Below are 23,852 nucleotides of genomic sequence, written 5' to 3' on the forward strand. Positions count from 1 at the left end.
AGCAAGCCCTGGGGGCCTGAACATGGGGGGCCTGACAGCCCGCACGCGTAGCCGCGACAGTGGAACCCGCACACTGCGGTGGGCCTTCGGCGTGCTCGCAGTCACGGGAATCTGCCTCGCATCGGCCCCGCCGGCGCCCGCACTGGCCGACCCGGGGGTGCCGACGCGTCTCAGCGACTCCGGCCGCCCCGGATTCGGCCTGTCGGCCAGCACCGAGTGCGTCTTCGGCGGCGGCGTCATCAAGCCCACGCCCTGGTCGCTCCAGCGGATCCTCCTGGACCAGATGCACGCACAGGCGACGGGCAAGGGAGTCACGGTCGCGGTGATCGACACCGGCGTCGACGACTCCAACCTCCAGCTCAGGGGCGCCATGGCCCCCGGCGGCGGCGACTTCGTCGGCTCCACGCACGGCACCCAGGACCTCGAGGGGCACGGCACCCGAGTCGCGGGCATCATCGCGGCCCGCCCGCTGAAGGGCACCGGTTTCGAGGGCCTCGCACCCGACGCCAAGATCCTGTCCTTCCGCTACGCGGGCGGGCAGGACAAGCAGGGCGACTCGCGGACCATGTCGCGTGCGATCGGCGCCGCGGTGGCCAAGGGCGCGAAGATCATCAACATCTCCTCGGACACCGCGAACAAGCAGGACAACACGGAACTGCGGAACGCCGTGGCGGCGGCCGTACGGTCGGGCGCCCTGATCGTGGCGGCGGCCGGCAACGACGGAGCCGACGGTGCATCGGCCAAGACCTACCCCGCCTCGTACCCGGGCGTCCTGGCGGTGGCGGCCTCCGACCGCAACGACGAACGCGCCTACTTCTCACAGGCGGGCGACTTCGTGGACGTCGCGGCACCGGGCGTCGACATGGTCTCCACCGTCCCGAAGGGCGGCCAGTGCACGGCCGACGGCACGAGCTTCGCGGCCCCCTACGTCGCGGGCATCGCGGCTCTGCTCAAGGAGAAGCACCCGAACTGGACGGCGGCCCAGCTCACCACCCGCATCGAGGAAACCGCCGGGCGCCCGGGCCGCGGCCCCAACCGTTTCATCGGCTGGGGCGTCGTCGACCCGGTCGCCGCCCTGTCGGACGACTCCACGCCGGGCAACGCGCCCCAACCGGACCCGCCCATGGCGGCCAGGTCGGGAGGAGTCGTCCCGATGTCCGTGACGATGGGCGAAAGCGAGACGGACCGGCAACGCCGGATCGCCGTGTACGTCCTGGGCGTGGGCCTGCTGCTGGTGCTCGTGATCGCGGGCAGCGGCATGGCTGTGAGGGACTGGCGAAGCAGACAGGCCGCACGGCCCGGACGGACCGGACTGCCGGGCTAGACGACGACTTGAGCACCGAGCCGGTGCCGAGAACTTGGAAAACAGGGGAGAGGACAACGGGGTATGAGCGACGGAATGCGGGTCGATCTGAGTGCGCTGGATGAGGTCATCCGCAAGCTCTGGGCGCTGCTGGACGACATGGACAAGGCCGGCACCACGTCGAAGTACGACACGGAGATTCCGATGGACGCCTTCGGCCAGTCTTGCTATTTCACGGAGGCCAGGGACCTGCACGGGGCTCAGGGCGACATGAAGACCAAGATCGAAGGCATCATCAAGCAGCTTCACGAGTTGATAGACGACTTCAGCACGAAGACCTCGAAGGTCCGAGACAAGTACAACGACAAGGAACACGAGATCAAGCGAAGCGTGGGGGGCGACTCGGGTGGCTCCAAGAAGAACCAGCTGGCGTAGTGGTCATTTTCCGGAAATAGCACTGACGAGGGGAGTTGGCCGTGGCCGACGCTAGAGGGGACTACGAGGCCAGCAAGCAGTACGCCGAGCACCAGGAGAAGGAAAGGAAGGAGGAACACAAGAAGGACCACGACCGCCTCATCGAGTCCGACAAGGTCGCACACCAGGGCCAGGGCGGACGTCCCACGGGCCTCAAGACGGACTTCATGTCCTACTCGATCAACGGCCTGCGCCAGATGATCCTGGACTCTCACCCCGGCAAGATCGCGGAGGTCGGTGGTCACTGGAAGAAGGTCCACGAGATCCTCTCCGGCGGCGACGGTGACGGCAAGACCGGTGGCGTCGACACGCAGTCGGCCAAGGGCAGCATTGCCGGGCTGCTCCAGACGGCGGTCGACAACGTCCTCGAACACTGGGAAGGCCAAGCGGCCGACGCCTTCCGACGCAAGGCGGACCACATCGGCGTCCAGATCCGCAACGGGTCCGCGCACGCCAACTTCATGGCGGAGCAGCTCCTCGCGATCAGCAAGGACCTCGACGCCTCCAAGGCGAAGATGGAGGAGATCAAGGAACCCTCCCTCGCCGAGCGCGCGAGCGACAAGCTGAACGACGACGGCCGCGACGACTCCCAGATGAGGAAGGACCTCGCCGCAGGCGTCAGCGCGGACACGGCCGCCAAGGCGAACGAGAAGAACCTGTCACTCACCAAGGAACGGCAGCTGCAGGCGGTTGCTGTTATGGAGGAGCTGGCGGCCAACTACAAGGTTTATTCGCAGAACCTCAAGAACGCCAAGCCGATTAACGACAGAGAGGGTGTCGAACCTCCGAACAACAACGTGACGATGCCTCCACCGGTCTCACCCCCCGTTGCATCGGGCGGAGGCCCCGGCGCAGCGCGTGGGGGCAATAAGCCGTGGAGTGCTGGCCCGACGACCAGCATCAAGCCAGCTCCCACAGCTCCCAGCAATCGGGGCATCTCGGGAGGCCTCCCGGCTCCTCGAGACGGCGGTATCCACGGAGGATCGCAGCTTCCGACCGCTAAGACGAAGGTTGACGACATCGCTCCTCTCCCGACGCCCGGAACCGGCCCAGGAACTCGAGGGTTCGGCGACGGTGGCGGTGGCGGCGGTATCCGCGCAGCTGGAACTCAGACTCCGGACATTTTGAGTACTGGCGGAGCATCCAGCCTGCCGCGCGGCGGCCTTGGCCTTCCGGGCGGTCGCAGTGGCCTGGCTGGCGGCGGCACGGCAGCAGGTCGCGGTGCCGGAGGTCGGTCCGGCATGGGCGGCATGGGCGCTGGAGGTGGCGCGGCGGGTCGAGGTGGTGCCGGCCTTGGCGGCCGTGGCGCCCTTGCGAGGGCCCGTGGCGGTGTGATCGGCGCGGCTAAGGGAGCCACCAAGGGTGCCGGTGGCGGTGCGGGTCTACACGGCAGCCGCGGTGGAACTCAGCGAGGTGCCATGGCAGGAGGTATGGGCGGCCGCAACGGCCGACGTTCCGAAGAGGAGAACAGCCGCGGCGAGCGTCCCGACTACCTTGTCGAGGACGAAGAGACCTGGATCTCGGAAGAGGACCGCAACCGCAACGTACCGCGGACCATCGAGTAGTCAGGCAGGCGAACCGGGCCGAGGTGGCCCGGTCCGCTGCTATGAGGGCTGGCGCAACCAGCCTTAGTGAGTGAGGAGCAAGGAAATGCGTGTCAAGCGAGTCTGGTCCGCGACAGGAGTCGTGGCGCTGACAGGAGCCTTGCTCCTCACTTCAGCCCCCACTGCCTCAGCGGACTACATCCGCGACAAGCAGTGGGTCATTGACGTTATGAACTTCGAGAAAGTCTGGTCGGAGTCAAAGGGACAGGGCGTCACTGTTGCGGTCGTCGACACTGGAGTGGACGGTAACCATCCTGATTTGGTTGGCCAGGTCCTAAGGGGGAAAGACGTCACCGGTAAGGGGGAGAATCCACAAGATGACAGCAATGGTCATGGTACCGGCATGGCTAGCCTCATCGCGGGTCACGGGCATGGGGTGAACAGTTCATCAGGCGTGATCGGCCTAGCGCCGAGGGCCAAGATCCTTCCAATCAAGGCTGCCGTTGATGAAGATTTCAACGATGATCAGTGGGCGGATGGAATCCGATACGCAGTTGATCAGGGTGCAGACGTAATCAACCTGTCATTTATCGATTCTCTTGCCAATCCTGACTCTGAGGGCGCTGAAGCGATCAAGTATGCACAACAGCACGACGTTGTTGTTGTAGCCGGCACTGGAAATGACGGAATCGCGCAATTGCCCTACCCTGCGAAGCTGCCAGGGGTCGTAGCTGTAGGCGCAGTTGACCAGTCTTTGAAGGTCTGGGAGAATTCGAACTATGGCACAGGAGTGACACTCACCGCTCCCGGTGTGAATATTGTCGAAGCGGACCCCAGCGAGTCCAGTGGCTATTCGGCGGGAACGGGTACGTCAGACGCAACCGCTTACGTCTCCGCCACAGCAGCCCTGATCCGCGCCAAATACCCCAACCTCACCGCAGGCCAGGTCATCAACCGTCTGATCAAGTCGGCAACCTTCCTCAACCACGACGTCAAGAAGGCACCCGACGAGGAGTACGGATACGGCATCATCCGCCCGTACAAGGCGCTGACTATGGACATCCCCGCCGGCCCCAAGGAGGGCCCCCTCGCCCAGGGATCGTCCTCAACGTCCACGAACTCCGGAACCGCCTCCAAGGGCAGCGACAGCGCGAATCAGGCCAGCAACAAGAAGAGTTCCTCTTCCGGAAGCGTCTTCCTCACCGCCGGAATCGCAGCCGTCGTGGTCATCGCAGCCGTAGCTTTCGCGCTCATCCGCAGCCGCCGCAACAGCCGTAGCAACGGTTCTGGCTCCGGCGGCGGAATCCCCCCTCAGGGCACGGGCTACCCGCCCCAGCACCCCACGTACCCGCCTGCCCAACAGCCGTACCAGTCCCAGCAGCACCCCAGCGCTTACACTCAGCAACCACCGCAGCAGGGGCAGTAGGAACCTGGTCCAGCTCTCGATCAGATTGTTCAGTGCGCCCAGTCCACGTTGGACGGGCTGAGTCATTCACTATCTGGCCGATCGCGTATTGCGGACTATTCAAAGTGTATGTGAATGGTGTGCTTTCTGATGTCCCTGACATGGGCCGCCATCACTCATCCTTGCCGCCATCAACTTATGTGATCGAATCTTGTCCGGATTGGGTCGGTCAGAGAGATTCTCCGAGGCTTGTATGCCTCCATGCATGGTCTGTTCGGCATACCCGAAACCAGGATAGGAGCCGCTTCATGGGGGACCATTTCAAAACGGATACGGATCAGTTGGGGCAGTTCCTCAAAACTCTGGAGGGCTGCGTCAGGGATCTGAATGAGGCACGTTCGGCGTTGGCTCATGTTCGTGCGGACCAGATCGGCACCAAGCGTCTGGATGAGGCGTGCGACGGATTCCAGGCACGCTGGAAGTACGGATCCGAGCAGACCAAGCAGATGATCGACGCCGTCAGTGAAGGCGTGAAGTCCAACAAGAAGAGCTACGAAGAGGTCGAGGAAGCCTTGGAGAAGGCCTTCAAGCACATTGCAGATCAGGCCACTTCAGGTGGGGGAAGCGCGAAGTAATGGCGGCGAATCCCTACCCCAACCTCGGCTGGAACCCTGTACCCGGCATACCCAGTGAAGTCAACGCGCTGAGGCAAAAGGTCGCTTCCGCCGCCACCGCGCTGCGTAGCTGCCACACACAGCTCGAGAAGCTGATCGGCGAGAGCAGCTACTGGGAAGGTGATGCGGCGAAGGCCTTCCGCGAGGCGATCGATGGTGAGCTTCCGACCTACATCAAGAATGCTGCCCGCTCCCTGGAAAAGGCGTCCGCGCAACTCGGTAGCTGGGACGGCTGTCTAACGTCCAATCGCGACTTGGCAAGGAAGTACGATGATGCGGCGGCCGAGAAGAAGACCGCGATCGCATCGGCCAAGGAACGTCACGCTCAGGCCGAGCAGCACCCGGACCTCAAGCTCGCCGGCCAGCAGTTCCCCACTCAGGAAGAGGCGGACGCGGCGACGGCGCGGCTGCGTGCGGCTGAGCGCAGCCTCAACGAAGCGACCATCGCGCTGAACAAGGCGAACGGCGAGTACGACGACATCATTGCCAAGGCACAGACGCTGGAGACCACACACGCCGACAACGCCGAGACGATCGCCAAGTCACTCGACGATGCCACGGACAAACTGGCACCGAAGGAGCCGGGTTGGCTGAGCAAGGCCGTCGACGCCATTTGGGAAGGCATCAAGGCAACTGGTGATTTCCTGCTGGAACATGCGGGAACGATCGGTGCCATCGCCGGTCTGCTGGCGCTCTTCCCTACGCCGCTGACTCCGCTGTTGGCCGGCATCGCGGCGGTGGCGAGTGCGGCGTCCATGTCCAAGAACTTGGCCGATCCGAAGTTCAGAAGCGACTTGTTCGGCGGCGGGAGCGGTATGGACATGTTCTCCGCATGGGCCTCCGTTGCCGGTGACACAGTCGGCATGATCCCGGGAGGACAGGCCCTGGGGATGGCGGCGAGGGAAGTGGCCGAGGGTGTGAGCATGGCGGGCAGAATGGGCGTAGCTGTGTCAAACACCGAGAAGGTTGGCGCCTTCGCCAGGGAGATTGTCCCCGCCTTCTCGAAGAGTGCCGCAGACGAAACCGCCGAGGCGTGGCGTCTTGCAGGGGAAAGCGCCGGTGGTTCGGGCAAGCTGATGGGTGCGATCAGCGCCAGCGGTCTGAATGTCGCGGCGAATCTGGTGTCCTCTGCGGAGAGCTTGGGACTGGTTTCCGATGACGGCGCCGAACACAACACCGCAGAAAGCACGAAGGCTGCTGCCACGCTGCACGACATTGCGGGGCTGTTGGGATGGGTGTAGAGAAAATCGCAGCGCCTGAAGGGCTGATCGCACAGTGACTGATGTCTTCACCGAGGCAGGGACCCAGCCGAAGCCCGTCCTCTGGTACGGACTCCCGCACGGCTATCTACAGCTGGACCTCGACCCGCCCGTCGAACGGGTCGTGGAACTGATCAAGCAGATACTCAGTCTGCCGGACGACTTGCGCGACCGCGCGGAACGCGTCGTGCGGTTCTACACAGGCGTCGTGGGTCTGCTGAACGCGCAGAACGTGCTGGGGTGCGCAATGGGCCTGCACCCGGCCGAGGGTGAGGGATTCACATCCTCCGTGCTTACCGTCTCAACCTTCCCGGTAACCGCTGTCAACGCCAAGCTCGTACTCGCCAGTCTGGCGGGAACCGCCGCCGACCGGCCGGACGAAGGCATGCGGCCGCTGGAGCTGCCGTGTGGAACGGGCTTCCTCGCGGAGAAGAGGCGATGCGCGCCCGCACCGGGCGTGCCGCCCGAGGGTAGTGACACGCCCCCGGAGGGTACGGTCTGGCAGGGGACAGTTGCGGTGACCGGCCCAGGCACACGCGACATCGCTGTGGTGCAGTTGGTGACATCCGCAGTGGATCTCGCTGATTCCTATCGGGACGTACTGCTCGGCGTCGCGCACACTCTGTCGTTCACCGATCCCGCGCTTATGGATTCCGCAGCCAGCGGCAGCGTCATTCCGGATTCTGGGGCTGCCGATGCTATCTGGAATGACTTCGGTTAGTTGAACACCAGAACCGGAAGGAGATGAGATGTCGGAGAGTCCACCGGGAACTGCCACGCCCGAGGCCGTGCATGTCGAGCAGGTGATGAAGCAGAATTACATCGCCTTGGTCAAGCTTCTTGCTGTGCGAATAGTCGTTATCGCGGTCCTGATTGCGGTGCCGATGGCTCTTTACGGGGCGGGCGCCCCGAACAGCTTGTTCCTAGTGCTGCCCGTCATCCCTGCAATGTTCTTGCTGATCCTTACGGCTTACCGTCTTTGGGCCGGCGTCCGACTGGCCCAATGTCGGAAGGTGCTGCTCCACTACCCTCTTCAATTTCATACACGCGTGGTTAAGAAGAGTTCGCTCTGGACCGAGTACGGCACTGTTTTTGAGGTCAAGATCTCTACGCGGGGCGAGCACGGGGCTCCATTGATGAAAGCGATCAATGCCGCCGGTCGTCGCCGTTGGCCGGAGGGCACGGAGAACGGGGTGTGGGTCGCAGGGGACCTTGCTTTCGGTGGGGTGATGGTCGTGCCGGGTAGCAATGCGATGCTGTTCTTGAATCCTGCGGATTGGGACAAGCTGGCCCCCAGGCGGGAGGAGGCCGGACCGGAACGTATCGCGCGAGCGGAGCAGGCAGGCATCAACAGGCGTAATTGGCGGAAGCCGATTCTGCTGCGCGGGTAGCTGACAGGGGCCCCGTCGTCGCTTCATCCAGTCCGTTTGGCAAGTATTGGCTCTGCACGCACAAGTGCTTGGAGCTCTCGTGCTGGCGTCCCTTGAGATCTCGTAGCAGGGTCAGCCTGTCGTGCGGCGACAGTGCCGTGGCGAGCACGTCGGCCCCGGCGCTCCCTCGTTTACGTGAAGACGCGCCGGGGCTTCCGTCATGCGAAGAACACCACCAGCAGGCTGATGGCGAAGCCGATCACGCCCACCGCGGTGAGTACGTAGACGGTGCGGAGCAGGCCCTGGCTCGCCTCCTGCCTGGCACGGTGGACGTCGGAGGTGCCGCCGAAGGCGAAGCCGGTGGCGGTGCCGAGGAGGCCGATGGCGAGAGGGATCAGGGCGGCGAACCACCACGCGCAGCCGACTGCGATGGCGCCGACCCAGCCGTGGTCCTGCTGGTAGGAGGTGTCGCCGGACTTGCGGGCCTCGAGGACGTGGCCGCGAGGGTACAGGGCGTCGCTCCTGAGCTCGGCGTTGAGGTTCTTGGCGCTGCCGTCGTCGGCGGTGAAGGTGCCGTAGCACCACCTGGTCTTGGTCCGCTTCCGTGAACTGCTCGACGTGCTGGAGCGGTACTTGTAGTCGACGGTGCAGGTCTGGACGGTGAGCTTGCCCGGTGTGGAGGAGCCGTAGCGATAGGGACCGAGGAAGGCGCCGAGGGCCAGGAGCACGATACTTACGAGGATCAGGCCTGCGCCGATGAGGCGGCCGAGGCCGGCCTGCCCTCCCGGCGCGGCGGAGTTCGCCGCGGTGTTCCCGTGTACTTGGGTCATTGAGTGTTCCTCAGAATGGAATGCGGGCGTCACAGGGCGAGTGCGCAAACGAGCGCTGCCAGGATGCCCAGGACGAAAATTCCGCCCAGGAGGGGGCCGGTGACGGTGGGAGCCGGCAGACGCTGCCAAGAGACCGCGAAGCCGGGGCCATTGCGAACGCCGAAGCCCGTGAGGAGGCAGTAGACGCTGAATGCTGTCAAGGAGAGGCAGAGCGCGAGAATCCCGGCGTCGCGTCCGGGGTCCCGGTCCTGCGGCTGCTCGAAGGTATCGTCCACATGCACCACGGGGACCTTCACCCCGGTTTCAAAACGGGATGACGTTTGCACCACGACGTCTTGGTAGGTGGCCTCACCGTGTTGTGCGGTCCACGTTCCGGTGCAGCTGAACTTCAGTTCCGTGGTGCGCCTGTGCGTGCCGTAGCGGGTCTTCGTGTGTGTTTCGCATGAAGAAACCGTGAGGGTTCCATCGATGCCCTCGCCGGCGAGTTCGCTGCGCAGTTCCGGAATGGTCACCGCGGCGGCGACCGCTGCCAGGAGGAGCAGTCCCAATCCGAGGAGTCTTCCCGCCCACAGGCTCCCTGTGCTGCCGTAACGCGGCTGTGCTGTCACCACTGCTGGTCGTCCCCCTGGAAGACTTGACGATCTCTTGACCGGCGGATTCGCTGGGTCGTGCGCGAGGAGTCTAGGGTATCGGTCTGTCGTCCTATATGAACTACGGCGAGTGAACTACGGGGGAAGGCAATGGAGTTCGAAACCTTCGATGTGGACACTGCTGTGCTCCGCAAGCAGGGCGGAAACTTCGTGGACCTCGGGGGTGATTTCTCGAACGCCTCCAAGAGGCTTGCGGACACTCTCGAGGGGCTTGGGGAGCCATGGGAGGACGCGGACTTCGGGGAGGTCTTCGGCCAGGTCTACACGCCGATTCGCGATGGAATCCTGACGTCGATGGGGAGCCTTGCGGAACGGCTCCAGCAGATCGGGCACAACTTGCAGGACATGGCACGTAACTACGACGGAGTGGACGCGTCGAACAACGGGCTGATGAACGGGATTTCCCGCTAACTGTAAAAAAACGGGGCTATTGGCATGTCGCTTACACTGCCCAGCGAGCTTGTCTGGGTGCTCGATCTCCTCGGCTACTCCTGGCCCGAGGTCGACGAAGAAGCACTTCACGAGGTCGCCGAGACCTGGCGGAATTTCGGTGCGGAACTCGAAGAGATCCAGGCGCAGGGCGAACGCTTCGCCGGCACCGTCATCGCCGGCAACATCGGCTCGGCCATCGACGGCTTCAGCAAGGCCTGGGGCGCCTATACCGGCGTGAACGGCGAGGACAGATACATCCCGGACGCCAGGACCGCGTGCGAAGTTATCGCTCTCGCCTTCGACGCGGCCGCGGTGGCCGTACTCACGGCGAAGCTCGCCGTGATCGCGCAGCTCGTCGCTCTGGCCGTGGAGATCATCGCGGCGCAGGCGTCGGCCCCCTTCACCTTCGGACTGTCCGAGATCGGCGCGCTGGGTGCGACGCAGGCAGCGCGGGTGGTCGTCCGGGAGCTGCTGGAAAAGCTCAAGAAGGAGGTCATGGAGGCGATCACCAAGGCCATGGAGCATGCCTCCATGGACGCCCTCAAAAAGATCGCCAAGGAGCAGCTCGAGAAGGTCACCAAGGAGAAGGTGAAGCAGTTCGCCAAAGACCAGATCAAGGAGCAGGCCAAGCAGTTCGTCCAGGAGCGGGTTGTCGACGCCGCCAAGGACAAGGCCAAAGAGGTCGCCATCGGAATGGCGCAGAACATGGGCCGGCAGAGCATCGAGACCTACTTCGACGCGCGGTCCGGCATTGACCTCTCGGAGACGGCGGACGTCGCCAAGACGGCGGCCGGCGAGTACGTGGACGGCCTCAAGAATGAGGTCACCGGGGGCGAGGGATCGGCATTCGCCGACTACACGGACGTGTCGGGGCACGTGGACAACGCCGTGGGCAGCGCGACGGAGAAGGTCACCGGGGCGATCGGTGATCGCGCACAGCGGGGTGTTGACACGCTGGCCGGACACGGCGACCGTGCGACGGGCGGGTCCGACGACGCCGGGGATGCCGTCTCCGCGGCGGATTTCGGCTCCTCGCGCACCGCGCAGGCGTCCAACAGGGCGGCGGCCACTGCCTCCACGGCCGACACCGGCTCCGCCGGTTCCTCCGGCTCCTCGGGGGGCGCGCAGGAGTGGGCTCGAAGCGAGTTCGGATGACGCCGCCGCCTCTCACCGGGTCTACCGCTCTGACTGCGTTTCCCGCTATTCCCGCCTTCACGGCCTTCACGGCATTCACCGCTCTCACCGTCGACAGGAAGGACGTGCCGGACCCATGACCGCGGACCGGGAGATCCCGTACGAGGAACTCATGGGCGTCGCCCAGGACCCCGAACAGGCCCTGCGGCTGCACCGCTCCCTGCGCGCCATCGCCGACGCGTCATCGCTCGATATCGACCTGCGCGACATGGCGCGTGCGGTGCTGAGCGGCCGCGTCGACGTCAAGGACGCCTTCCAGGACCCGCGCTATACCGAGGCCGTCTATCAGCGGCTCGATGGGATCCGCCGGGCCGCCGACGACCAGACGTACGCGGAACGCCGGCAGTCCAAGGCCCGGTTCGCGGACTGGGACGCGCGGCAGCGAGCGGAGCTGGAGCGCGAACGTGCCGAGCGGGACGCGCCGGTCGGCGTCTCAGGCAGGGGAGGGCGACCGCTCGGCGCCGAGACGCGAAGGTGACTACGTCCTGCCTGTCTGTGTGCGGTGGGGGCTGCCGTGGTGAGGTTGCTCCCCGCACCCGTCGGGTGGCCTCGCTTCTTCAGCGCGGGGATCCTTGTGTGCGCTCCCGGTGCCCCTTGCGGTCCGGTACGCCCATGTAGCCGGCCTCACGCTCGATCTCACCGAGCCACAACCGGGGGACCTGCCGCTGGATCGCCGTGACCAGCGCCACCCGGGAACTCGCGGGGACCGGCAGGCGGTAACGCAGCCGGGGAAGGGCGGGTTGCAGTGGCTCCTCGTCGCGGACCAGGGGCCACAGGATCGGGTCGTCGCGGTCGATGGGAGCGTTGGGGCATAGCTCGATGGAGTATGTCTTCACACGGCCCTTGCCCACCTTGCTCCAGTACACCCCGACCCCGGCGAGACTCTGCCAAGGGATGACGTTCTGAGCCTTGCCGTTGCTGACCCACAACCCCCTCCGGTCCACGCTCACGCTGGACCGCCGAGCCACCCAGGTGGTCATCAGGCTGGTGACGCTGATGAAGCCCATGAACAGCCCGATGACGATTCCCCCGATCCCCTTGGGGTTCGGCTCACCATCCCCTAGCCCGGCGGTCACCGCTATGCCGCCGAACAGGAGGAGGACACTGATCACCGTCAGGACGATGCCGAGGGGGATCATCCGCCGCGCGGCTCGCTGACCGGTGGGTACGACGGTGGCGGTGGGGGAGGGGGAGAGTTCGCCGGAGAACGACATGCGGTGAAGTCTAGGAAACGTCGTGACGCCCCAGCAGGCCGGGCGCCGGCTCAGCCGGGCGCCGGCTCAGCCGGGCGCCAGCACAGTCGTGCCCCTTGCCGGAGGTGACGCGGCCGGTGTCTGAGGCGTCACGTATGCGTGAGCGCGGTCGTCGGTGATTCGGTCGCCGAGCACTCGCGCGGAACGCTCTACAGGTGAGCTGGCGGCCGGGAGTCGGCCGCCGCCCGCTCTTGCGAGTGGCGGCCGGAAGAAGAGACGACCCGAAGCTCAGACCTTGGTGAAGCACAACGTGTAGTTGAACTTCTGCCCGTTGTGGTACTGAATGCCGTAGTCGTACTTCGACCCGCATTCCATGTTCTTGCCGGGGACCATCTCCCCCAACTTGTACTCGGCCTCGCGAGAGTCACAGTCGACGACCGTCGGAAGCGGCTCGCCCTTGGGGTCCTTGATCTTGACGCAGTCGCCGATTTCCGGGTCGTGAGCCTCGGCGTACGCGGACGCCGACGCCTCCGCCTTCGCCTTGCCACCGGTGGGGCTGGTGTTGTAGTCCCAGACGTAGTAGGCCAGACCACCGCAGATCGCTACGACGACGGCGATGGACTTCACGACCCGCAACCGGCCTCCCGGCAGCGGGCGCTGAGGAGCGCGCTGAGGCTGCGGATGCGGCTGTTGCGGCTGCTGTGGATTCCCGTACGGAGCATGCTGCTGGTATCCGTACGGCTGCTGAGGCTGCCCGTACGGCGGTTGATTCGGATGCTGCGGTGGCGGCGTCGACATGCCTGAAAAACCCCGTGGTTGACTGCGTGCTGACTGAACGGACCGAGGTCAACTGGAAATTGACCAGTGCAGGCTATCCGTTCGACGTCGGTCGGGTCGCCAACGGGGCAGGTCAGACGAAGTAGCCCACCAGGAACGACACCCCGGCCCCGACGAGCCCCACACCCAGCATCCCGATCACTATCGGACGCGTCACTCCCCGCCCTGCCGTCTCCCATGCCGCGTCGAACGAGATGCGGCTCTGGCCGAACGGTGCGTATCCGGTGGCGAGGCAGAAGGCTCCGAGGGCCGTGAGGACCCAGCCGCCGAAGAAGGCGGCGAAGAAGCGCCAGGCTCGGTCCATACCGCTCTGGACGTAGGCGCCGTCCGCGGAGGAGTCCGCCGTGGGCGCGTCGGTCTGCTGCACCGACAGTTCGGTGCCCGGCGTGTACCGCTGCCTGACCTGCACCGCGGCGCCCGCGTCCTTGCCCTTGCCGTCGTCGGACACGAAGATGCCCTCACAGCGGATGGGGCGCCGGTTCTTGCGGCTGCTGCGGGAGGCGTTGTTCGGATAGCTCACCTCGCACTGCTTCACGGTCAGGGTGCCGTGCGTGCCCGCCCAACCCGCCAGGTACGCCCCCTCGTACGCGCCCCATCCGCTCAGAGCGAGGCCCGCGAGGAGGAAGACCAGGCCCCCCGCCCGCCCGAGGCGGCCGAAGGCTCTGCCGACGAGACCGGCAAGGGAACGGTCGACACCTTCGCCTTTTCCTGTGCCCTGCGTCTGAGCCATGACGATGAGGTCCTTCTCTCCTCTTCGGCCGGTGGGGGCTCAGCATGGCATCCGTACACGACGGGAGATACTTCGGGTGTCCGAGAGACGAGGGCAGCGAGGAGAAGCGACATGACCAGGCGACCCGAGAACTCACCCACCCCGCACGGCTCTTCGCAGGACCGCGGTGTACTGGACGAGGCGCTCGAACCGGAGCAGATACGTTCTCTGAACTCCGCCCTGCGCAGGCTGTCCGAGACCGAGGGTGCCGGCAAGGACATGCAGGACGCGGCGAAGAGGCTGCTCTCCGGCCGCCTCGCCCTGCGCGAGGCCCTGGACGACCCCGCGGTGGCACGCGCCATGGGCGAGGGCATGGCCTCCCTGCGTGGGCAGTGGGAGACGCTCTCCGAGGAGGAGCGCGAGCAGATCAGGCACGGGGAGGCGCCGGCGAGCGGTGACTCCTCGTCCGGGGCCTTCGAGCCGAGGAGCTCGGAAGACGAGGCCGCGCAGTCCAGGAAGAAGAGCCAGGGGCGGCACAGCGGCGGGTTCTCGCTGTACTGAGCAAGCAGGGCGACCGGTGGCGCGGGCGGTGGCCCACCCGGCGCCTCCACGGTCAGAACAGCCCGTGCCACATCTGCTCGACGATCAGCGACCACCATGTGTCGGGATTTCCCAGCGCGGAGGGATCGATGGCGGCGAGCTGCTCCTGCAACGCCGCCACCGCCGCTCCCGCCGCGACCGGGTCCAGGCCACGCATCCGCTGCCGCGTGGTGGCGAGCAGCGCCAGGCAGCGGGCGAAGGCGGCCGCCGACACGTTGATGTAGCGGGCGGCGGCGGTGACCGGGTCCACGGCCCACACCGCGCCGAGTCCGTCCGGTTCCGTCGTACCGGGCAGGCACTGCACCGCGACCACCGCGACCCCGTCGAACCCGATCCGCACCAGGTGGGCCAGGGCGCCGATCCTCTCCTCGGCGGCCGGGCTGCGCCGCTCGCGCAGATTGGTGGCGACATCGGTGAACAGGCCGCCGGCCGGAGGGGCGTCGGGCCGGTCGGCGGTGAAGAAGAGCGGAAGGTCGGCGGGGAGCCCTGCCCAGGTGAGCGTCGACTTGGCGGTTTCGGGCAGCGGACTGTCGGCGACGTCGTCGGCGTCGTGGCGACGTACGCCCTCCTCGCCGAAGACCTCCACGAGATGGCGACCAAGGGCCACGTCACGCATCGGCTCCGCGAGCCTCACCTGCGCGGGAACGGGAAGGCGGTGCGGGCGGGGCGGCGGCTGCTGGCCGGCCATCCGGTGCATGGCCTCGACCTGCTCGACCAGGGCGGCGATGCCCTCCGCGCGATCCTCGGCATGAGTTCCGTAGTTCTGCGTGCATGACATCTGTGCGTTGCGGAACTGGTTGAGAAGTTCGGCGGTGTAGCCGCCGGGGAGCAGGCTGGGCCGCAGGTCGGTGTGGATCGCGAGGACACTGCTCTCGGGGACGTTCATGCGCCGCAGCTCGGCCCACGCCTGGTACTCGGCGGGAGGCAGGCCCGGCCCCGAGGTGCGGAAGAGGGTGGTCTCCTCCCCGTTGGCCGGGTCGGTGTAGGTGAAGACGGCGGTGTTGCCCGGGCCCGTGACCGGACGGGCACCCCCCGCCGGGGCGCCGCTCCGGGCCCCGCCCTGCGTGCCGCCGCCCTGCTTCTGCTGGTACATCCGTACGACCTCCTCGACGGGCGCCGACGGCCAGACCGTCAGCTCGCCGGTACGACGGTCGACGACCCCGCACGCGTCGCCGACCTCGGCGGGCGGCCGGCGCTCCCCGGTCACCGGGTCCTGCTCGGGGGCCGCGGGCGCGGGCCACACGACCCAGCCCAGGTCGAACTCCTGCATCCCGACCTCACGGCGCGGCGCCGCCGAGCCTTCCGGGTTGAGCCAACGGTCGGCGATGGCGAGCGCCTGCTCCTGGCTGGTCACGGGGTGGCTCCTTCGAGGTCGGTCGAGGGGGAGGACAGGAGGGGGGAGGGAGGAGTGAGGAGGGGGGAGGGGACGTCCGTCGTGTGTCTATGAGGCTTTCGAGGCTATCGCCGAGGCCGCCGCACGGATGAGGAGGGCCTTCGCCCCGTGCTCGGTGGCGACAAGGAGGACACCGTCGGGGGAGAGATCGGCGGCGGTGAACGGCGTGTCGGAGATCAGCGCGGCCACGACATCCCCGCTCGCCCGGTCCCAGACGCGCAGATAGTCGGCGCCCCGGCTGAGCCCCAGCGGGGCGGCCGCCCGCTCGTCCTCGGACGGGCGCAGGACCTGGGCGGGATCTGCGTCGCCGAGGGAATCGGGAGCGGGCCGGAGGAGACCGTGGATCAGTACTGCGGAGCCGCGTGTGTCCCCGGGCTCGCCGGTTTGTTCCGTCTCCGCGGCCGTTTCCCCAGCCTCCCCGGTCGCATCCGCTTCCCCCGTTTCCCCCGTCTCTCCGAGCGGGCGAGCGCCGGGTGTGTCGGCGGGTACGGCGAGGACGGCGACCGGAGTGGCCGGACCTTCCGGGCTGGGAAGACTGCCGACGGTCACGGCGCTCACGCCGGCGACGGGCAGACTCCACAGCGTCCGCCAGGGCAGCTCGAAGGCGAGCCGGTGCAGGGCATCGGCGTACTCGGGCAGGCCGTCCTCGACGAACGCGGTCTCCAGCAGGGCGGCGCGCAGCGGGGCGGACGCCTGGGTACGGGTCAGCAGGGGGGCCGTACGCAGATACGTACGGGCTGGTGCGCCGAGCGTCTCCACCGGTACGGCTTCGATGGCGGCGCGCAGTGATACCGGGTCGGCGTGCACGAACAGGCCCGGGTCCGTGAGGAGTTGGGGCAGCAGACCGGCCTCCAGGGTGTGACCCGCGATGTGGTCGCGCACGTAGGGATCGGCCTTGCTCCAGTCCTGCTCCGGCACGGCCTCCAGCAGCGCCATCGCGATCTGCGTCTGAGCGGCGCGGATGTTCGGCAGACCGGCGCGGATCTCGTCACCGAGAGCCGGGTGCAGCAGCCGGAGCAGCGTAGGCCGACCGTTCTCCCGCCCGCCCGTGCCCGTACCACGCTCCGCGTCCCGCCCTTCCCGCTGCTCCACAGGCTGCACGAAAGGTCCCGCGAGCAGCATCCCGCCCGCAATCGCCCCGCTCATATCCCGCCCGGCGACCGCACTCGCCAGCCGCCCCCACAGGTGGACGGGTATGCCGTCGGCCTCGGCCAGGGCGAGCGGCGCCAGCAGCAGCCGTAGCGTCTGCGGGTCGGCGCCGAGCCGTCCGGCATGCAGATCGAGAGCCTCGCCGACGGAGGTCGGCAGCCGGTTCTCATCCGCGGGGTCGAAGCCTTCGGGCGCCATCAGGATGCCCTGCACGGCGAGTTGGACGACCAGCGGACTCGTTCCCGCTCGCCGGCCGATGGCCGCGGCCAGGGCCAGGCGGGCGGCGGGGTCGACAGTGAACGGCAGCTCAGGCGCACCGAACTCCGGGTCGAGCGCGGCCTGGGCGTGCAGCACCAGGCCCTCGGGGTCGGCCCATTCCGGTGCGTCGAGGTCGATGACCTGCACGGTGCCGGGCGGCAGACCGGCGGCCAGCCCGGCGGCCAGCGGACGCGGCACCTCGGCCAGGAGCCGGACCGTCGCGGTGGCGGCGAGGGGAGCGAGCACCTCCCGTACGAGCCGGGCGGGCTCATCCGCGGCCCGTACCGGACCGGCCCGGTCGACATCCGGCACGACGACGGTCACCGGCTCGTCGAGCGCGGCCATCTCGGCGAACACGTCCTTCGTGCTGGTCGCGTCCAGTTCGTAGTGGTCGGCGAGCAGCCACAGCACCTGCGCGGCGGTCAGTCCATCGGGGGTCGGCACTGCCGGGGCGGGCAGTTCCGGTGGCACGGTCGACGGATCCATCGCATCCAGCGGCAGCCGCTTGCGGAACTCCGGCTCGCACAGCATCAGAAAGCCGGTGAGCAGTCGCGAACGCCCGCTGCCGGAGCCGCCGGTGAGCACGACCACGCGCGGTGCACCGGGCGCGGCCGCGCGCCATGCGGCGAGCGCACGCAACGCTGCGGTCCGGCCGCCTATGTGGGGGTGCGGTGCGTAGTCCTCGGTCGAGCCGGTCATGGGTCCCCGTTCCCCGTCCTCCGCCATTGCGGTCGCATGTGCGTACGACATCGATCTTAGGTGCCGATCGCAGGGGCCGGCGGCGTGCGGCCGGGCATCAGGGGGTACCTCCCTGTCGCTCGACTGCGCTGTGAGAAACGTCCGCCGGGGACCAGGATCACGGGCACCAAGGTCACGGGCACCAGGGTCCCGGGCCCCAGGATCACCTGTCACAGGATCACCTGTCGGCTGGTCCGACCCTTCATCGGCTATGCGTCGGGTCGACGCGCCTCGCGCTGCCGGCGGTACAGGGCGATCGCGGACTCGGTCGGGAAGTTGGGAACGGTGACGGTCTCACCGGTGTCCTTGGCCACCACGATCTTGCTGCCGCCCGGCGCCGCGGGCCGCGGCCGGCCTTCGGCGTCAGTGGTGGGCGGGAACGTCGCGTACACCAGGTAACCGATGTCGAACTCGTGGACGTGCAGGGGAGCCGGGCTCCCGTCGGCCAGCTTCGGCTGCGCATAGCGGCTGCGGACGATGGCCAGGGCTTCCTCGGGGGTGGTCGGGGGAGCCGGGTGGTCCGGAGTCATGGAGTTGCTCTCCTCGTCACGGTAGTTGGGCACGGCTGTCCTGCGGCATGTCCTTGGGACGGTATCCCGACTCGACGCCGAGCGGCACGCCGAGGCCGTGGGCGGGGTCTTCCGTTTCCTGGTGGCTCGGACCGGCCGCGTATGCCAGCGGAGGTGCGATTGCCTGCGCATCCACTCCCTCGCCGACCCACAGGGCGATGAACAGCGCGGCGGTCGCTTCCAGGAGTCCCGCACGTTCGAGACCGCCGCCGGCCACGGGTTCGCAGCCCACGTCCTGCACCAACTCGCGTACACGCACGAGGGCCGTCTCCTCGTCCCCGCAGATGGGCACGGCCAGTGGTCGCCCGCCGAAGACGGGCGGCCGCATGCGCCACACGTCCTCGTGGCAGAGGTTGAAGGCCTTGACCACGTGGGCTCCCGGTGCCGCCGCGGCGAGTTGCTGCGCGGCTGAGGGGCCTCCTTCCGTCAGCAGCCGGAAGCCCGGCCCGAGCGGGTTGGAGCAGTCGAGCAGTACCTTGCCCTCCAGGGCCGCGTGCAGGTCCCGTGCCACGTCTGCTCCCGCCCCGAACGGCAGCGCGGCCAGCACCACCTCCCGACCGGACTCGGCCGCCGCGCGCAGACTGGCAGGCTTCGCGCTGCCTCCGATGCGCTTCGCGAGCCGCGCCGCCTTGTGTGCGTCCCGTCCTCCGATGATCACCTCGTGCCCGGCCCGCACCCAGTGGGTGGCGAGCGCGTCGGCCAAGTTGCCCGTTCCCAGTACACCGATTCTCATCACGCGTTCCCTCTCCGTGCCTGCTTCGACGGTTCACACCGACGCTAGAAGGCGGTTCGGGCACCATTTGGTACGTGACGACCGACGCCTTCCTCGCCGACTGCCGTGCCCGCCTCGCCTTCGACCTGCTCTCCAACACCTGGAACGCCGTGGTGCTCTGGGCGCTGCGCGACGGCCCCAGGCGCCCGGTCGATCTACGGCAGCGCATCGGAGGCATCAGCTCCAAGGTCCTCACCGAGACTCTGCGGCGACTGCAGTTCAACGGACTGGTCGACCGGCAGGCACACCCCGACGCACCATCACGTGTCGAGTACCAGCTCACCGCTCTGGGCCGGACCTTGCTGGCGCCCATCGACGCCGTCGGCGCATGGGCCTTCGAGCACGGTGACGAGGTCATGGCCGCCCAGGAAGCAGCATGCATTCCCGACGCCCAGTGGCCTCCTCCTACCCGCTGACCCGGTCAACAGCGTGAGCGCGGACGTCGCCGGCCGATGAGTGCACATCCACCCGGAGGCCGTCCGCCACCGGTGGGGTGTCGGCGGTGGGTGACAGGATGGCCGCATGTGCAAGGAACTAGACGACGTACTGGCAGATCCCGCACGGCTGTTGACCGCCGACCGGGCGGCGGTGCGCGACCACATCGTCGCTGCGGATGGCGCCCAGAGCGTGGGGCGCGAGGTCTTCCTCCAGGCCGAAGCGATCTTCGGCGTCTCGGAGGTCTCGACCGCCGAGTTCGCCTCATGGCTGCACTTCGCGGCGAAGGCGACCGGCCACGAGGAGTACGCCGAGCGGACGGCGGCGGTCGAGCCGGGGATGCCCTGGCGAACGGTGTGGGCGTGGTGGCGGCCGGCCAACTGGTTCATGGCCCACCCGAGCCTGAACGGCGACTATTACCAGGTCCACCGCCGCCTGTACGAGGGTCGGGAGCTCATCGAAGTGGTCGATCAGCGCGGGCCGCTCTGGCTCGATGCGGAGACGGGCCGGAGGGTGAAGGTCCAGAACGAAGGAGCGCTGGCGGAAGCGCCCGCGTTGCCGAAGGCGCTCGACGCGCCTGAACTGCACAACTGGGACCTGACCGCCCCGGAGAGCTGGGCAGGCGCCGTCGCGTTCGCCGTCGAGGGCGGCAGGACCCGTCATCTCGTCGAGAGCGCGCACGGCATAGCGGTGCTTGAGACCGACGCGGAGGTGCTGCGGGACTGGCCGTGCGGTGAGGGGATCGATCCCACGTCGTCCGAAGACTCACCGCCCGGTCCCGAACCGGCGCGGCGGCGGCCGGCGGGTCCGCTCAGCGCGGCCCGGGTCGACGACGCCTTTGGAGAACGGCACGTGGTTCGCCTGCCCGAGGCCGCTCTGCCCGACGGGCTCGAACACCCCGGGAGCCGACGGCACTTGCGGGACATCGGCCTGCCTGCGTGGTGGGCGTGCCACGGGGCCGAGTTCACGGCCCATTCGGCCGATGCCATGCGCCCTCCGGCCGAGGGCACCCTGTCCGAGGACGGCGTGCTCGGTGGTGTGGCCGCCGCGGACCTGATCGCCTTCGGCACGTGCGACTATGGCGAGCTGTATCTGCACCGCCACGACGGTTCCGTGTACATCTGGAGCCGACTGGACGGCCCGACCAACCGCACGCTGGTGCCGCTCGCACCGGACCTCGATGTGTTCACTCGCGTCCTTGAGGCCGTCTACCGCTACAGCAACGCCTGCTGGCACCCCTATCCGGTGGAGCAGGACCAGGAGGCAGTGGCACAGGTGTTCCTGGACGAGGTAGACGAGCTGGCCCCGGGCCTGCTCGACCAGCAGACACCCGGCGGCATCCTGTGGAGCTGGCTCTACGCGGGCATCACCGAACTGGGCGTGGATGGCTTCTAGTGCCACATAGGGCGACGTTGGCCGTGTCGGCTATCCGGCGTTAGGTGCTCACCCGGGGCGGTGCGGAACCCCGCCTCGCCCCGCGTGACGATATCGGTTTGGCGGAATCGAATTCTGAGCTCCTGTCCTCCACGTGCCTGGACGATCGTCATTCGTTGTACAGCGCGTACTTCCAGGCGCCGGCGTCGGCGCCTTCGTCGTCGATGTCCCAGAGCGCATCGTCGATGTGCTGGCGCAGTAGGTGGGCCTCATCCTCGTTGTCCAAGTGCTCCAGGATTCGGGCACCCGTGATCCAGTGAGTGAGCATTCTCAGAAAGCGGTCCAAGTCGTTGGCGAGAAGGGCGCCGTCGAGGCCGCTTTCTTCGGCGTCGTGAGGGATGCGCAGTACGTGCCCGCTGGGGCCGTCGATGACGACCACGCCACCCATCCACAGAGCGATACGGAAGAAAGGCCCGGTCTCCTCGGGTGGCTCGACCTCGCTGGGCCATGGCAGCTCCTCCAGGAATCGCTCATCGCCTGACTGAAATTCGGTTCCCTTCTCTCTCATGGCGGGGAGGCCGATGTCGGCAAGCACTTGGAGTGCGGTTTCGTCTGTCAGGCCGGGAGGAATGAGCGAGCTGTCCGACAGGTGCTCAAGTAGGTGAATAGTGCCCCTGCCCCGCGTATCCATGTCGGCGACCGTGGGATGGTGACGCAGTCCGGGCTGATCAGCAGGCGCACAGTATGCGGCCGGTGGGTCCATCAAACTACAGGACGCCACCGGCGGCCGACTTGGCGAGCAATTCTTCGTCGGCCACACGACGGGGTACTACTCGGTACCCCAGTTGTCCAAGTCCCCATCCAAGACCTGTTCCCAATGATCGGCGTCTATGACCACCGGGTCGATCTCCTCCGCCCACTGCCGCAGACTGTGACGCGCGTCCCTTCGTTCGTCGGGCGTGCTGAAATCACTGATCAGGAACTCATGGTACAGACGGAGGAGGATGCAGAACTGCCGTAGACCCGTCGCAACGGCCACAGACGAATAGCCGGTGCTGTAGTCCTGGACGACAGCACCTGTGGATCCGTCGAGAAGTACCCGGCCGCCGGTCCATTCTCCCAGGTAGTAGAAGGGACCTTCGCTATTGGGTAGATCTGCGTCAGCAGGCCACTGAACCTGAACCAGACCTGTCTTGCCCAGGTCAGCAGTGCGGAAGAAGGGGAGTTGCTCTGACAATGCGGGCAGACCGACGCTGGTGAGGAAGTTCCGGCTGTCTGAGTCGCTGAGGCCGGGCGGCAAGTCTTCCTGTGACAGCGGGCGGCATGTGCCCATCCCAAAAGTGGATTCGAGCCAAGCTCGGTCAGGAGCGCCCTCGGCCAGTGCCTGCGGAGGACAGTTCCAGAGGCCCGCCTGGGTGATAGGGCCCACAAAGGGGGCCGGGAGCGCTGTGAGGTGTGGTTGTTGACTGGCGGCGGAGTTCACATTTACCACGAAGGGGCCGGACGGCCCGACAACGAACCATTCTGACTCTGCCAACCTCTTGCTTCTGAAGGGACGGAAGGCGTCCTCGCGTCCATCGAAGATGTGCCGGACGCGCGGCCCAGTCTCGAGAAGAGGCCAGGAATGACTCTCTGCCAGCAGACTGACCAGCTCTTGCGCTCCAAATCTCTGGTCCGATGGTGCATCGGACCGCTCTGCCGTTGGCTCCCGGAACCGGCCGAAGGTCCCGAAGGGCCGGCAGTTGGTCCAGACAGTCCTCCATGGGAGCGCGACCCCTGACTCAGTTGCTATCGCACGAGCCAGCCTTTCGTCGTCTCGATTGAGAGCGCAATGATGCAGCCAGGCGACCCACTCCTCGTGGGGTGCGGCGGCGAGCCCCAACTGCTCCAGGTAGTGGATGTCGGTGGCGATGCTCATCTGTGGGACGCCACTCGGCCAGGTTGCGGCTATGCCTTGCAGAAGACCAGCTGCCTCGAGGTTCGCCAGCACGGACCCGTCCGCCAAGACATCCTCGAGCAGTCCGGCCTGAGCGGCATGGAGGCCCACTGCTTGGGCTGCATACCGGGCGAGGGGATCAGCTGCGTTGTTGGACGATGCTCCCTGCGTATGCAGCCGTCGCAAGAGCGATGCGAGCAGCGATCCGTGGTCGACGGTATGGAGCCGCCTGAGTCGGTAGCGATCGGACTCCGCCCGAAAACCGACCTCCCTTACGGCTCCCGCAACCTCCGAGGTGGCCAGGAGTTCCGTGCGTGTTTCCGTCAGCTCTTCCAGTTGGCCAGCTGATGCCTGCACGCCGAGGCACCGGCACAGCTCTGCCCAGACAGGGAGCGAGACGGCGCGAAGTTCGGCTGCGGCCAGTACCCAGAGCGGAGGATGCAGTTCAAGCAGCCTCGCCAGGTCGGCGCATCGATCCTCATCGCTGGGTGGCGGGCTGAGGACAATGTCATTTCGGCCGGGAGCGAGGACCCACGGCCTGTCTGAGGACCGTTCTACGATGAACTGTACAGGTGGCCGCGAGAACCGTTTGAGAGTGCGGGTCACGAGCTGACTGATCCTGCTGGCTTCGTTGGAGGTGACGAACCCGTCCGCCCACTGAACATTCGCAAGGAGGGCGACCCCACCGCTCGTGATCCTCTGAGCGCCTGAGACGAGGGACGTTGGAGCGGCATTGACGCCCCATGCCACCAGC

Annotated in this window: 25 protein-coding genes; 14 read left to right on the forward strand and 11 right to left on the reverse strand. The window is 67.0% G+C overall.

Annotation, left to right across the window (positions count from 1 at the left end; genetic code table 11):
• The first annotated feature begins 91 nt into the window (after nucleotides 1–91).
• From mycP (ABZ876_RS34650) to ABZ876_RS34685, 8 genes are all read left to right on the forward strand, one after another.
• The gene (mycP, locus tag ABZ876_RS34650; protein WP_361789259.1) at nucleotides 92–1,324 is read left to right on the forward strand and encodes a type VII secretion-associated serine protease mycosin; all 1,233 of its coding nucleotides are present in this window, start codon (nucleotides 92–94) and stop codon (nucleotides 1,322–1,324) included.
• A 63-nt stretch (nucleotides 1,325–1,387) separates the two neighbouring features.
• Nucleotides 1,388–1,738, forward strand: a complete 351-nt coding sequence (locus tag ABZ876_RS34655) for a hypothetical protein (protein WP_361789261.1) — start codon at nucleotides 1,388–1,390, stop codon at nucleotides 1,736–1,738.
• Between the two features lie 41 nt (nucleotides 1,739–1,779).
• Nucleotides 1,780–3,342 (forward strand): hypothetical protein, encoded by a 1,563-nt coding sequence (locus ABZ876_RS34660; protein WP_361789263.1) that lies wholly within the window; start codon nucleotides 1,780–1,782, stop codon nucleotides 3,340–3,342.
• Nucleotides 3,343–3,463: 121 nt separating this feature from the next.
• Nucleotides 3,464–4,747 carry a type VII secretion-associated serine protease mycosin gene (mycP, locus tag ABZ876_RS34665; RefSeq protein WP_361789265.1) on the forward strand — a complete coding sequence of 428 codons (1,284 nt, stop codon included), beginning with the start codon at nucleotides 3,464–3,466 and terminating at the stop codon, nucleotides 4,745–4,747.
• Between the two features lie 287 nt (nucleotides 4,748–5,034).
• Entirely contained in the window at nucleotides 5,035–5,361 is a 327-nt protein-coding gene (locus ABZ876_RS34670) for a hypothetical protein (protein ID WP_361789267.1), read from the forward strand.
• Nucleotides 5,361–6,641: a putative T7SS-secreted protein gene (locus ABZ876_RS34675; protein ID WP_361789269.1), complete on the forward strand. Its 1,281-nt coding sequence runs from the start codon at nucleotides 5,361–5,363 to the stop codon at nucleotides 6,639–6,641. The genes ABZ876_RS34670 and ABZ876_RS34675 overlap by 1 nt, the downstream gene beginning before the upstream one ends.
• A 34-nt stretch (nucleotides 6,642–6,675) precedes the next feature.
• On the forward strand, nucleotides 6,676–7,380 hold the full coding sequence (locus tag ABZ876_RS34680) for a hypothetical protein (protein ID WP_361789271.1): 705 nt from the start codon (nucleotides 6,676–6,678) through the stop codon (nucleotides 7,378–7,380).
• 28 nt (nucleotides 7,381–7,408) lie between these two features.
• Nucleotides 7,409–8,050, forward strand: coding sequence for a hypothetical protein (locus ABZ876_RS34685; protein ID WP_361789273.1), 642 nt, complete (start codon nucleotides 7,409–7,411; stop codon nucleotides 8,048–8,050).
• A 197-nt stretch (nucleotides 8,051–8,247) separates the two neighbouring features.
• On the opposite strand, the gene ABZ876_RS34690 is transcribed toward ABZ876_RS34685, so the two are convergent.
• Together ABZ876_RS34690 and ABZ876_RS34695 are read right to left on the reverse strand one after the other, a co-directional pair.
• Nucleotides 8,248–8,859 (reverse strand): hypothetical protein, encoded by a 612-nt coding sequence (locus tag ABZ876_RS34690; RefSeq protein ID WP_361789275.1) that lies wholly within the window; start codon nucleotides 8,857–8,859, stop codon nucleotides 8,248–8,250.
• Between the two features lie 29 nt (nucleotides 8,860–8,888).
• Nucleotides 8,889–9,407 carry a hypothetical protein gene (locus ABZ876_RS34695; protein WP_361789277.1) on the reverse strand — a complete coding sequence of 173 codons (519 nt, stop codon included), beginning with the start codon at nucleotides 9,405–9,407 and terminating at the stop codon, nucleotides 8,889–8,891.
• Nucleotides 9,408–9,599: 192 nt separating this feature from the next.
• Here ABZ876_RS34695 and ABZ876_RS34700 point away from each other — a divergent pair, with 192 nt between their 5' ends.
• The 3 genes from ABZ876_RS34700 to ABZ876_RS34710 all read left to right on the forward strand — a co-directional run bounded on the left by ABZ876_RS34700 (nucleotide 9,600) and on the right by ABZ876_RS34710 (nucleotide 11,613).
• On the forward strand, nucleotides 9,600–9,920 hold the full coding sequence (locus ABZ876_RS34700; protein ID WP_361789279.1) for a hypothetical protein: 321 nt from the start codon (nucleotides 9,600–9,602) through the stop codon (nucleotides 9,918–9,920).
• A gap of 24 nt (nucleotides 9,921–9,944) precedes the next feature.
• Nucleotides 9,945–11,096, forward strand: coding sequence for a PE-PGRS family protein (locus ABZ876_RS34705; protein ID WP_361789281.1), 1,152 nt, complete (start codon nucleotides 9,945–9,947; stop codon nucleotides 11,094–11,096).
• Between the two features lie 115 nt (nucleotides 11,097–11,211).
• A complete protein-coding gene (locus ABZ876_RS34710; protein WP_361789283.1) occupies nucleotides 11,212–11,613 on the forward strand; it encodes a hypothetical protein in 402 nt (133 codons plus the stop codon).
• Between the two features lie 79 nt (nucleotides 11,614–11,692).
• Here ABZ876_RS34710 and ABZ876_RS34715 read toward each other — a convergent pair whose 3' ends face one another.
• From ABZ876_RS34715 to ABZ876_RS34725, 3 genes are all read right to left on the reverse strand, one after another.
• Entirely contained in the window at nucleotides 11,693–12,349 is a 657-nt protein-coding gene (locus tag ABZ876_RS34715; RefSeq protein WP_361789284.1) for a hypothetical protein, read from the reverse strand.
• Nucleotides 12,350–12,616: 267 nt separating this feature from the next.
• The gene (locus ABZ876_RS34720) at nucleotides 12,617–12,955 is read right to left on the reverse strand and encodes a hypothetical protein (protein ID WP_361789286.1); all 339 of its coding nucleotides are present in this window, start codon (nucleotides 12,953–12,955) and stop codon (nucleotides 12,617–12,619) included.
• A gap of 283 nt (nucleotides 12,956–13,238) precedes the next feature.
• On the reverse strand, nucleotides 13,239–13,895 hold the full coding sequence (locus ABZ876_RS34725) for a hypothetical protein (protein WP_361789288.1): 657 nt from the start codon (nucleotides 13,893–13,895) through the stop codon (nucleotides 13,239–13,241).
• Nucleotides 13,896–14,006: 111 nt separating this feature from the next.
• Here ABZ876_RS34725 and ABZ876_RS34730 point away from each other — a divergent pair, with 111 nt between their 5' ends.
• Entirely contained in the window at nucleotides 14,007–14,435 is a 429-nt protein-coding gene (locus ABZ876_RS34730; protein WP_361789290.1) for a hypothetical protein, read from the forward strand.
• Between the two features lie 52 nt (nucleotides 14,436–14,487).
• On the opposite strand, the gene ABZ876_RS34735 is transcribed toward ABZ876_RS34730, so the two are convergent.
• From ABZ876_RS34735 to ABZ876_RS34750, 4 genes are all read right to left on the reverse strand, one after another.
• Nucleotides 14,488–15,828: an SUKH-4 family immunity protein gene (locus ABZ876_RS34735; protein ID WP_361789292.1), complete on the reverse strand. Its 1,341-nt coding sequence runs from the start codon at nucleotides 15,826–15,828 to the stop codon at nucleotides 14,488–14,490.
• 87 nt (nucleotides 15,829–15,915) lie between these two features.
• Nucleotides 15,916–17,973 carry an ATP-binding protein gene (locus tag ABZ876_RS34740; protein WP_361789293.1) on the reverse strand — a complete coding sequence of 686 codons (2,058 nt, stop codon included), beginning with the start codon at nucleotides 17,971–17,973 and terminating at the stop codon, nucleotides 15,916–15,918.
• 248 nt (nucleotides 17,974–18,221) lie between these two features.
• Nucleotides 18,222–18,575 carry a hypothetical protein gene (locus tag ABZ876_RS34745; RefSeq protein WP_361789295.1) on the reverse strand — a complete coding sequence of 118 codons (354 nt, stop codon included), beginning with the start codon at nucleotides 18,573–18,575 and terminating at the stop codon, nucleotides 18,222–18,224.
• On the reverse strand, nucleotides 18,559–19,314 hold the full coding sequence (locus tag ABZ876_RS34750) for an NAD(P)-binding domain-containing protein (protein WP_361789297.1): 756 nt from the start codon (nucleotides 19,312–19,314) through the stop codon (nucleotides 18,559–18,561). The genes ABZ876_RS34745 and ABZ876_RS34750 overlap by 17 nt, the downstream gene beginning before the upstream one ends.
• 74 nt (nucleotides 19,315–19,388) lie before the next feature.
• Here ABZ876_RS34750 and ABZ876_RS34755 point away from each other — a divergent pair, with 74 nt between their 5' ends.
• Complete coding sequence (locus ABZ876_RS34755; protein ID WP_361789299.1) at nucleotides 19,389–19,769, forward strand: helix-turn-helix domain-containing protein; 381 nt, start codon at nucleotides 19,389–19,391, stop codon at nucleotides 19,767–19,769.
• A 106-nt stretch (nucleotides 19,770–19,875) separates the two neighbouring features.
• Nucleotides 19,876–21,183, forward strand: coding sequence for an SUKH-4 family immunity protein (locus ABZ876_RS34760; protein WP_361789301.1), 1,308 nt, complete (start codon nucleotides 19,876–19,878; stop codon nucleotides 21,181–21,183).
• A gap of 148 nt (nucleotides 21,184–21,331) precedes the next feature.
• Here the strand turns inward: ABZ876_RS34760 and ABZ876_RS34765 are convergent, their stop codons facing one another.
• Together ABZ876_RS34765 and ABZ876_RS34770 are read right to left on the reverse strand one after the other, a co-directional pair.
• Nucleotides 21,332–21,853: an SUKH-4 family immunity protein gene (locus ABZ876_RS34765; protein WP_361789303.1), complete on the reverse strand. Its 522-nt coding sequence runs from the start codon at nucleotides 21,851–21,853 to the stop codon at nucleotides 21,332–21,334.
• 138 nt (nucleotides 21,854–21,991) lie between these two features.
• Nucleotides 21,992–23,704: an SUKH-4 family immunity protein gene (locus tag ABZ876_RS34770; RefSeq protein ID WP_361789305.1), complete on the reverse strand. Its 1,713-nt coding sequence runs from the start codon at nucleotides 23,702–23,704 to the stop codon at nucleotides 21,992–21,994.
• Nucleotides 23,705–23,852 lie beyond the last annotated feature (148 nt).

The sequence above is a fragment of the Streptomyces sp. NPDC046931 genome (assembly GCF_040644655.1).
Classification (GTDB): domain Bacteria; phylum Actinomycetota; class Actinomycetes; order Streptomycetales; family Streptomycetaceae; genus Streptomyces.

Coding starts and splice junctions, on each gene's coding strand:
- ABZ876_RS34655 (WP_361789261.1), top strand. CDS start 1,388: ATGAGCGACGGAATGCGGGTCGATCTGAGTGCGCTGGATGAGGTCATC.
- ABZ876_RS34760 (WP_361789301.1), top strand. CDS start 19,876: ATGTGCAAGGAACTAGACGACGTACTGGCAGATCCCGCACGGCTGTTG.
- ABZ876_RS34710 (WP_361789283.1), top strand. CDS start 11,212: ATGACCGCGGACCGGGAGATCCCGTACGAGGAACTCATGGGCGTCGCC.
- ABZ876_RS34765 (WP_361789303.1), bottom strand. CDS start 21,853: ATGGATACGCGGGGCAGGGGCACTATTCACCTACTTGAGCACCTGTCG.
- ABZ876_RS34730 (WP_361789290.1), top strand. CDS start 14,007: ATGACCAGGCGACCCGAGAACTCACCCACCCCGCACGGCTCTTCGCAG.
- ABZ876_RS34675 (WP_361789269.1), top strand. CDS start 5,361: ATGGCGGCGAATCCCTACCCCAACCTCGGCTGGAACCCTGTACCCGGC.
- ABZ876_RS34740 (WP_361789293.1), bottom strand. CDS start 17,973: ATGACCGGCTCGACCGAGGACTACGCACCGCACCCCCACATAGGCGGC.
- ABZ876_RS34700 (WP_361789279.1), top strand. CDS start 9,600: ATGGAGTTCGAAACCTTCGATGTGGACACTGCTGTGCTCCGCAAGCAG.
- ABZ876_RS34750 (WP_361789297.1), bottom strand. CDS start 19,314: ATGAGAATCGGTGTACTGGGAACGGGCAACTTGGCCGACGCGCTCGCC.
- ABZ876_RS34715 (WP_361789284.1), bottom strand. CDS start 12,349: ATGTCGTTCTCCGGCGAACTCTCCCCCTCCCCCACCGCCACCGTCGTA.
- ABZ876_RS34705 (WP_361789281.1), top strand. CDS start 9,945: ATGTCGCTTACACTGCCCAGCGAGCTTGTCTGGGTGCTCGATCTCCTC.
- ABZ876_RS34690 (WP_361789275.1), bottom strand. CDS start 8,859: ATGACCCAAGTACACGGGAACACCGCGGCGAACTCCGCCGCGCCGGGA.
- ABZ876_RS34685 (WP_361789273.1), top strand. CDS start 7,409: ATGTCGGAGAGTCCACCGGGAACTGCCACGCCCGAGGCCGTGCATGTC.
- ABZ876_RS34670 (WP_361789267.1), top strand. CDS start 5,035: ATGGGGGACCATTTCAAAACGGATACGGATCAGTTGGGGCAGTTCCTC.
- ABZ876_RS34725 (WP_361789288.1), bottom strand. CDS start 13,895: ATGGCTCAGACGCAGGGCACAGGAAAAGGCGAAGGTGTCGACCGTTCC.